The sequence below is a fragment of the Pseudomonas sp. LB-090624 genome (assembly GCF_003205205.1).
Taxonomy (GTDB): domain Bacteria; phylum Pseudomonadota; class Gammaproteobacteria; order Pseudomonadales; family Pseudomonadaceae; genus Aquipseudomonas.
Map to the genome: position 1 here is coordinate 1 of NZ_QJRL01000060.1, position 9,166 is coordinate 9,166.

A 9,166-nucleotide genomic window follows, 5' to 3' on the forward strand; every position below is an offset into this window, starting at 1 on the left:
ATCGCGAGCTGCGCTCGCTCCTACGTTTTTTTCGGGCCAGTTATGCCTGCGACAGGCGCGCGCGACCGCCTTGTTTGTACGACGCGATATCGCGCCATGCGCCAAGGCGTTCGCGCGCAAATTCCCCAGGAATGATTGGCCCGAAACAAATGTAGGAGCGAGCGCAGCTCGCGATGCGCCGCGCGGGCGGCGCTCGATCTCACGAACACCGAATATTTCAAGCCCTACCCTTCGCAATTCCATCCATTACTATTCGCTGACTCCTCCCAAAAAAACATCAGGTTCACCGAACATGGCCTTCTCCAGCGACTCCCTGACAATCTTCCTCGCGGTGCTGGATGCCGGTTCGTTCTCCGCCGCCGCCCGCAAGCTGGGCCGTGTACCTTCAGCCGTGAGCATGGCGATCGCACAGCTGGAGGCCGAGTTGGACCTGCCGCTGTTCGACCGGGCTACGCGCAAGGCCCTGCCCACCAGCGCGGCCCTGGCCCTCGAACCCCAGGCCAGGCAGGTGATCTGCCAGCTCAACCTGCTCGACGCCCAGGCCCTGCAACTGCACCAGGGCCTGGAAAAACGCCTGACCATCGCCATGGCGCCCGAGTTGCAGACTGGCCCCTGGAGCCAACCGCTGGAAATCCTCGCCCAGGAATTTCCCAGCCTGGAAATCGAGGTGCGCTCGGCCACCCAGACCGAAGCCATTCGCCTGTTGCACGACGGTAGCGTGCAGCTGGCGCTGGTGTTCGAACGGCCCGGTATCGATGAGCGCGAGTCATTCCTCGAGGCCGGCAGCCAGTTGTTGGTGGCCGTTGCCTCACCGCGCCATCCGGCCGGCCAGAACAGCGGCACGCCACTGCCCGAAGAGGCCTTCGCCGAGCAACGGCAAATCATCGTGGCTTCAGGCAAGGCCACGGGCTCGGACCCGCGCATGGTGCTGTCGCGGCGCATCTGGCTGACCGACAGCTACCTGGCCACGCTCGACCTGGTGCAGTCCGGGCTGGGGTGGGCGTACCTGCCGCAGCCGCTGGTTGAACCGCTGATTGCATCCGGCGCACTGGCCGAGGTGCGCTTCGACAACATGGCCAGCCGTTTACGGCTGTGGGTGGACATCATCTGGCTCAAGCCACGCCCGCTAGGCTTGGGGGCGCGGCGCTATCTGGACGTCATGCGCCAGCTGTTCGAGAAGGAGCCACCCAGGGCCTGATGGCCCTTGTGACGGCGCCCTGCACCGCCCAACGCGCCTCGGTTTGCACAAGGATCATGCTGTCGGCGCCACCAACCTGTACCCCACCCCGGCCTCGGTGATGATGAACCGTGGCGCCGTGGGGTCATCGCCCAGTTTCTGGCGCAGATGCCCGACCACGATCCGCAGGTAATGGGTGTCCTCCACATGGCTGGGGCCCCAGATATCCTTGAGCAACTGCTGCTGGGTAATCACCCGCCCGGGATGCCCGGCCAACAGCGCCAGCAGCGCATACTCCTTGCGCGTCAGCGCCACCTCCGCGCCCGCCAGCGTCACCCGGCGGAAGGCAAAATCCACGGTCAACGGCCCAAAGCTGGCTGCTACTTCCGAGCCCCCGGCCTGCGGCACCTGGCGCAGCAAAGCCCGTACCCGGGCAAGAAACTCCTGGATACCAAACGGCTTGGTCACATAGTCGTTGGCCCCGCCATCCAGCGCATCGACCTTCTGCATTTCACTGGCGCGCACCGACAACACCATCACTGGCACTGCGCTCCATTCGCGCAGTTCCCGCAGTACCTGCTGGCCGTCCATGTCCGGCAAACCCAGGTCGAGCACCACCAGGTCCGGCTTGCCCAGCGCTGCCTGGGCAAGGCCTTCGGCGCCAGTAGCCGCCTCGAGTACCTTGTAGCCTTGCGAGGCCAGGCTGATACGCAGGAACTTGCGAATCTGCGGTTCATCGTCGATGACCAACAGGGTGGCGGACTGATTCATGGGCTTTCGCTTTCGGCTTCAGGTTGAGGGGGCAGCGGCAAGCATAGAGTGATGCCGGTGCCCTGGCCATCGATGCCTTCGCCCACCAGAATCTGCCCACCATGGGCGCCCACCATGCCCTGGCAGATGGCCAGGCCCAGGCCGGTGCCCTGCCCGCCGCGATCGCCACGGGCTGCGGTGTAGAACATGTCGAAAATTTTTTCGCGGTCGGCCACGGGGATGCCGGGGCCCTGGTCGCTGACGGTCACGCGCAACTGCTCGTCCTGCACCGCTACTTGCAGCTCCAGCCGACCGTTGACCGGGGAGAAGCGAGCGGCGTTTTCCAGCACATTGACCAGGGCCTGCTCGATCAGCGCCGCATGCACGAACAGCAGCGGCAACTCGGCAGGCACGTCGGTGTGCACGCGCAACGGCGCCAGCACCACGCGCAGGCGGTTCAGCGCACTGCCGACAATATCCGCCGGGGCGACCCAGTCGCGCGCCAGCTTGAGGCCGCCATGGCCCAGACGGGTCATGTCCAACAGGTTCTGGATGTAGCGGTCGAGGCGCTCGGCCTCGTTGCGGGTACCTTCCAACAGCTCGCGGCGGTCGTCAGCCGGGATCGCTTCGCCCAGCGCCAGCAGGCTGTCGATACTGCCGCGCATGGCAGTCAGAGGCGTGCGCAAGTCATGGGACACCGAAGCCAGCAAAGCGCTGCGCAGCTGCTCGGTTTCACCGTGCAAGCGCGCGGCCTCCAGTTGCTCGGCCAGGCGCGCGCGGGCCAAGGCCTGGGCCAGGGGCTGGCCGAGGGCGACGAGCAGGCGCCGACGCGGGTCGCTCAGCGGCTGACCGGAGCGTGGGCGCACGCCCAGCAGCGCCAGCGGTTGCTCGTCCACCGCCAACGGCCACCACCACCAGCGGCCGTTGGGCAAGGTGTCGCTGCCGTGGCCGGCCGCCTGACCATGCAGCCAGGCCCAGTCGGCGGCAGCCCGTTCGGTATCGCTGAAGGCGTGGGCTTCGCCGCTGGCCACCTGCAACTGGCCTTCGGCGTTGCGTTGCAGCAGGCACACCTGCATGTCGTGCCAACCACCCAGGTGCTGGCTGGCGGCGTTGAGCACGGCCTGGCGGTCGGTGGCTACCGTCAGCCGGCGCGACAGGTCGAGCAACTGGCTGGTCTGCGCCTGGGTTTCGCGCAGCGCCTGGAGCTGGCGGCGCTGGCGGGCGGCCAGGTTGCCGGTGAGCGCAGCCATCAACAGAAAGAACACCAGGGTCAGCACGTCTTCTTCACGCTGAATGGTGAATGAGAAGTTGGGCGGGATGAACAGGAAGTCATAGACCAGGAACGACAGCGCGGCGCAGGCCAGGGCAGGTCCCAGGCTACTGCGCACCGCTACCAGCAACACCGCAGCCAGGAACACCAGCGAGATATTGGGCAACGCCAGCACCCTGGACACCGCCCAGGCCAGCCCCGCAGCCATCACGGTGGCCAGCAGCGCCAGCAGGTAATGACGCCACACCCACACCTGCCGCACGGCTGACCGCGGCGCTGGCGGCTGCACGTCGCGGTCCAGCACGTTGATTTCCAGGCCATGGCTCTCGCGCAGCAGCCGCGCCGCCACACCCGCGCCGAACAGACGCCGGCGCAGACGGTTGCGGGACTGCCCGACCAGTACCAGGCTGGCCCGCCGTTCGACAGCATGTTGGATCAGCGTGCGGGCCACTTCGCCAGCACGCAGCAGCACCACCTCCCCGCCCAGTCGCTCGGCCAGTTGCTGCGCGGCTTGCAAACGGTGCCGTGCGGCTTCGTCACGCAGGCGGCCGTTATCCACATGCACCAAACTCCAGGGCAGGTGGCGGCGCTGTGCCACGCGGCTGGCATGGCGCACCAGGCGTTCGGCCTGGTCGTCACCCTCTATGCCCACCAGCAACCGGCCGCGCAAGGCCGGAGCCTCCTGGCCGCGCTGCCGATAGCCGTGGGCCAGGTCGGCATCGACCTGAGCGGCGGCGGTCTGCATGGCCAGCTCGCGCAGGGCGGTCAGGTTGGTTTGCGAAAAGTACGCATCGATGGCCGCCCGAGCCTGCTCCGGCACGTACACCTTGCCTTCACGCAGGCGTTCAAGCAGCTCTCGCGGTGGCAGGTCGATCAGCACCAACTCGAAGGCCTCCTGCAGCACCCAGTCCGGCAGGGTCTCGCGCACTTGCACGCCGGTAATGTCGCGGACCTTGTCGTTAAGGCTTTCCAGGTGCTGGACGTTGACCGTGGTGTATACGTCAATGCCCGCGGCCAGGAGTTCTTGTACGTCCTGCCAGCGTTTGGCGTGGCGGCTGCCGGGGGCGTTGGTGTGGGCCAGTTCGTCCACCAGGGCCAAGGCCGGCGCGGCGCGCAGCAGGCCGTCGAGGTCCATTTCCTCGAGGGTGACCCCACGGTACTGGCTGCGCAGCAAGGGCTGCTGCTGCAGCCCTCCGAGCAACGCTTCGGTTTCGGCGCGGCCATGGGTTTCGACCACCCCGGCCAACACTTGCACGCCCTGGCGTTGCTGGGCGTGTGCGGCCTGGAGCATGGCGAAGGTCTTGCCGACACCGGGGGCGGCGCCCAGGAACACCTTCAGCCGGCCCCGGCCGGTTCGCGGCAGGTTAGCCAACAGCGCATCGGCGCGGGCGGAATCACTCATGTTTCATCCTTCAGAATGTGCGGCGGTCGAACGGGACCCGCGAAGGGCCGCAGAGCGGCCCCACTATCAGTGGTTCAGTTGCTCAAGCGCCTGGTTCAACGCCAGCACATTAACCACTGGCGGACCAATCAATGGCTGGAGGGTGGCCTGTTCCAGCAAGGCTTGCAAGCGCTCGACCGGCAGTTGCCGTGCCGCTGCCACCCGCGGGATCTGATAGGCCACCGCCGCGGGTGGCAGGTGCGGGTCAAGGCCACTGCCCGAGGTGGTCAGCAGCGCCTGAGGCACTGGCCCCTGCTGTGCCTGATACAAGGCAGCCGCATCGCCCCTTACCCGCTCAGCCAGTGCCGGGTTGCTCGGCGACAGGTTGCTGGCGCTGCTGGCCACGGTCGCGTAGGCACCTGCCGAGGGCCGCGAGTGGAACCAGCCATCGCCCTGGAAGTCCTGGGCGATCAATGCCGAACCCCGCACCTGGCCTTGCGCATCGCGTACCAGGCTACCGTTGGCCTGGCTCGGAAAAGCGACCTGGGCAATACCGGTCACCGCCAGCGGATACAGGGCGCCCGTCACCAGGGTCATCAACAAAGCCAGGCTCAATGCCGGGCGTAGATAAGCATTCATGATGGCCTCCTCAGACCAGGTGCAAGGCATTGAGCAGCAAATCGATCAGCTTGATCCCGGCAAACGGCACGACAATGCCACCCAGCCCGTAGATCAACAGGTTGCGCCGCAGCAAATGCGCCGCGCTCGCCGCCTGCACCCGCACGCCCCGTAGCGCCAGCGGGATCAGCACGATGATGATCAGCGCGTTGAACACGATGGCCGAAAGGATCGCACTCTGCGGGCTGGCCAGTTGCATCAGGTTGAGCACACCCAGTTGCGGGTAGATGGCAGCGAACAGCGCTGGCAGGATGGCAAAATACTTGGCTACATCGTTGGCGATGGAGAAAGTGGTCAGCGCCCCGCGGGTCACCAGCAGTTCCTTGCCCACCTGCACCACATCCAGCAGCTTGGTCGGGTCGCTGTCCAGGTCGACCATGTTGGCGGCCTCCCGCGCGGCCTGAGTGCCGTCGTTCATGGCCATGCCCACGTCAGCCTGGGCCAGTGCCGGGGCGTCGTTGGCACCGTCACCGCACATGGCCACCAGGCGGCCGTCATTCTGCTCCTGGCGAATACGCGCCAGCTTTTTCTCCGGCGTGGCCTCGGCCAGGACGTCATCCACCCCGGCCTCGGCGGCGATAGCCGCAGCGGTCAGCGGGTTGTCGCCGGTCACCATGACCGTGCGGATACCCAGTTTGCGCAATTCGGCGAAGCGCTCGCGGATGCCGGGCTTGACCACGTCCTTCAGGTGGATCACCCCAAGCAAGCGCTTGTCGAGGCACACCAACAGCGGCGTGCCCCCGCTCTGGGCGATGCGCTCCACTTCACGGGCCAGCGCTGGCGGCATCTCCAGGCGTTGCATGCCGACGAATGCCAGTACCGCATCGACCGCGCCCTTGCGAAAGCGGCGTTGCTGGAAGTCGATACCCGACAAGCGTGTCTCGGCACTGAAGGCCACGGCTTCGAACTGCCCGGCAGCCGGCTCGACGAAGTCATGCAACTGGCGCAGGTATTCGACAATCGACTTGCCTTCGGCGGTGTCGTCGGCCAGCGAGGCCAGTAAAGCGCCCTCCCCCAGTTCGCGGGCAGTGACGCCCGGCGCGGCATGCAGCGCACTGCAGCGGCGGTTGCCGAAGGTGATGGTGCCAGTCTTGTCGAGCATCAGCGTATGCACATCACCAGCCGCCTCTACCGCACGGCCCGAGCGGGCAATCACGTTCAGCCGCACCAGGCGGTCCATGCCGGCAATGCCGATGGCCGACAGCAGGCCGCCGATGGTGGTGGGGATCAGCGTCACCAGCAAGGCGGCGAGGAAGATCAGCGGCAGGCTGCCACCGGCAAAGTGGGCGAACGGCTGCAGGGTCACCACAACGATCAGGAAGATCAGGGTCAAGCCGATCAGCAGGATATCGAGGGCGATTTCGTTCGGGGTCTTCTGCCGTTTCGCGCCTTCGACCAGGGCAATCATGCGGTCCAGCGTCGACTCGCCAGGGTTGCTGGTGACGCGGATCAGCAGCCAGTCGGAAACCAGCCGCGTGTTGCCAGTCACCGCCGAGCGATCGCCGCCAGACTCGCGGATTACCGGGGCGGATTCACCGGTAATCGCAGCCTCGTTGACCGCCGCAATACCTTCAAGTACCTCGCCATCTGCGGGGATCATTTCACCGGCTACCACGCGGACCACGTCGTCCTTGCGCAACGCACCCGCTGCGACAGTCTCGTAGCTGCCATCACGCTGGCGACGATGAGCCAGCAGGCCCTGGCTGCCGGCCTTGAGGCTGTCGGCGCGGGCCTTGCCACGGCCCTCGGCGAGGGCTTCGGCGAAGTTGGCGAACAGCACGGTAAACCACAGCCACAGGGCGATCTGTACCGCCACGCCGGTACTCACGCCATTGCCGGGGGCAAAGCACAGCACGGTGGTCAGCACTGCAGTCAGGGCCACCACCAGCATTACCGGCGAGCGCCTGAGCTGGCGGGGGTCGAGCTTTACGAATGCCTGCACCAACGCCGGGCGCCACAGGGCGGCAAAGCGGGTCTGGTCCTTGGCGCTGTGCCGGGCGTTCACTTCAGGAATGGGCATGTTCATGATCGGTCCTCAGAAACCCAGGCTCAAATGTTCGGCGATTGGCCCAAGGGCCAGGGTCGGCAGAAAGGTCAGGCCACCAACCAGCAAGATGGTCACCAGCAGCAGGCCGGTGAACAGCGGGCCATGGGTGGGGAAGCTGTTCACGCCCTGGGGCGCGGTCTTCTTCGCTGCCAGGCTGCCGGCCAGCGCCAGAATCGGCAGGATGTAGCCGAAACGGCCGATGAGCATGGCCAGGCCGATCATCAGGTTGTGATACACCGTGTTGGCGCCAAAACCGGCGAAGGCCGAACCGTTGTTGGCCGTACCCGAGGTATAGGCATACAGCAGCTGGCTGAACCCATGCGCGCCGGGGTTGCTGACCGCCCCCGCCGGGCCGGGCAGGCTGGCGGCGATGGCCCCAAGTACCAGCACGCCAACCGGCATCACCAGCAGGGTCGCCACCAGCAGCTGCACCTCTCGGGCCTGTAACTTCTTGCCCAGGTACTCCGGGGTACGGCCAATCATCAGCCCGGCCAGGAACACCGCGATCAGCACGAACAGCAACATGCCGTACAGCCCGGCACCAACGCCGCCAAAGATCACCTCGCCGACCATCATGTTGACCATCGCCACCATGCCGGTCAGGGGGTTGAGGCTGTCATGCATGGCGTTGACCGAGCCATTGGAGGCCGCGGTGGTGGTCACCGTCCACAACACCGACCCCGTCGTGCCGAAGCGGCTCTCCTTGCCTTCCATGGGCGCGCTTTGCTGAACCTGTGCGCTCTCAAGGGCCGGGTTGGGCTGGTGCTCCGACCACAGCGCCGTACTGCCGCCAATCAGGAACAGGGCAAGCATGCAGGCAAGGATGGCGCGGCTCTGGCGCAGGTCCTTCACGTAGTGGCCAAAGGTAAACACCAAGGCCGCCGGGATAAGAATGATCGATGCCACCTCGAACAGGTTGCTCCAGGCCGTAGGGTTTTCGAACGGGTGCGCCGAGTTGACGCCGAAGAAGCCGCCGCCATTGGTGCCCAGTTGCTTGATGGCAATCTGGCTAGCAGCCGGGCCCAGCGGGAGGGTTTGGTCAGTACCTTGCAAGGTCAGCACGTGGGCATAGTCGGCAAAGGTCTGCGGTACGCCCTGCCATACCAGCAGCAGCGCCAGCAGCAGGCACAGCGGCAACAAGCCGTAGAGGGTGGCGCGGGTCATGTCGACCCAGAAATTGCCCAGCGTCGTCGCGCTGCGCCGGGCAATACCGCGGCACAGTGCAATCAGCACGGCCAGGCCGGTGGCAGCGCTGACGAAGTTCTGCACGGTCAGGCCCAGCATCTGGCTCAGGTAGCTGACCGACGCCTCGCCACTGTAGGCCTGCCAGTTGGTGTTGGTGACAAAGCTGACGGCCGTATTGAAAGCCAGCGACCACTCCTGGCCAGGCAAATGCTGAGGGTTGAGCGGCAGGTAGCCCTGCAGCAGCAGTACGGCGAACAACAGCAGGAAGCCCGCCAGGTTGAACGCCAGCAGGGCCAGGGTGTACTGCCGCCAGTTCTGTTCCTGGCTGGCGTTCACGCCCGCCAGCCGGTAGCAGGTCTGCTCGACCGGGCCCAGCAGTGGTGAAAGCCAGGTACGCTGGCCTTCCATGACCCTGAAGTAGAACCGCCCCAGCCAGGGTGCCGGTAACAGCACGATGGCAAAAAATGCCAGGAGCAAGGCGTAATCGTAACTGTGCATGGCCGCTCCCTAGCTGCGATCGGCGCGCAGCAGCGCCACCAGCAGATAAAACGCCAAGGCCACTGCCAGCAGCAGTGACAGCCCGTCGAGCATGTTCATGAGTGGTTCTCCCCGTGGTGCGGCGTAGGCCGCTTTGGGGGAATTGTCCGAGGGAGGGGCGTAAAGGGGCGAGATCAGGGG

Annotated in this window: 7 protein-coding genes; 1 reads left to right on the top strand and 6 read right to left on the bottom strand. The window is 65.9% G+C overall.

Annotated elements, in window-relative coordinates:
• Positions 1-292 precede the first annotated feature (292 nt).
• Positions 293-1,198, top strand: a complete 906-nt coding sequence (locus tag DMX11_RS25440) for a LysR family transcriptional regulator (protein ID WP_110748483.1) — start codon at positions 293-295, stop codon at positions 1,196-1,198.
• A gap of 54 nt (positions 1,199-1,252) precedes the next feature.
• On the opposite strand, the gene DMX11_RS25445 is transcribed toward DMX11_RS25440, so the two are convergent.
• The 6 genes from DMX11_RS25445 to kdpF form a co-directional block, all read right to left on the bottom strand.
• The gene (locus DMX11_RS25445; protein WP_110748486.1) at positions 1,253-1,948 is read right to left on the bottom strand and encodes a response regulator; all 696 of its coding nucleotides are present in this window, start codon (positions 1,946-1,948) and stop codon (positions 1,253-1,255) included.
• Positions 1,945-4,599: a sensor histidine kinase KdpD gene (locus DMX11_RS25450; protein ID WP_110748490.1), complete on the bottom strand. Its 2,655-nt coding sequence runs from the start codon at positions 4,597-4,599 to the stop codon at positions 1,945-1,947. Before DMX11_RS25450 ends, DMX11_RS25445 begins: the two co-directional genes overlap by 4 nt.
• A gap of 66 nt (positions 4,600-4,665) precedes the next feature.
• The gene (gene kdpC / locus DMX11_RS25455) at positions 4,666-5,217 is read right to left on the bottom strand and encodes a potassium-transporting ATPase subunit KdpC (protein WP_110748495.1); all 552 of its coding nucleotides are present in this window, start codon (positions 5,215-5,217) and stop codon (positions 4,666-4,668) included.
• 10 nt (positions 5,218-5,227) lie between these two features.
• Positions 5,228-7,282 carry a potassium-transporting ATPase subunit KdpB gene (gene kdpB / locus DMX11_RS25460; RefSeq protein ID WP_110748500.1) on the bottom strand — a complete coding sequence of 685 codons (2,055 nt, stop codon included), beginning with the start codon at positions 7,280-7,282 and terminating at the stop codon, positions 5,228-5,230.
• Between the two features lie 9 nt (positions 7,283-7,291).
• The gene (gene kdpA / locus DMX11_RS25465) at positions 7,292-8,986 is read right to left on the bottom strand and encodes a potassium-transporting ATPase subunit KdpA (protein WP_110748503.1); all 1,695 of its coding nucleotides are present in this window, start codon (positions 8,984-8,986) and stop codon (positions 7,292-7,294) included.
• Between the two features lie 9 nt (positions 8,987-8,995).
• Positions 8,996-9,085, bottom strand: coding sequence for a K(+)-transporting ATPase subunit F (gene kdpF, locus DMX11_RS25470; protein WP_003251485.1), 90 nt, complete (start codon positions 9,083-9,085; stop codon positions 8,996-8,998).
• Positions 9,086-9,166 lie beyond the last annotated feature (81 nt).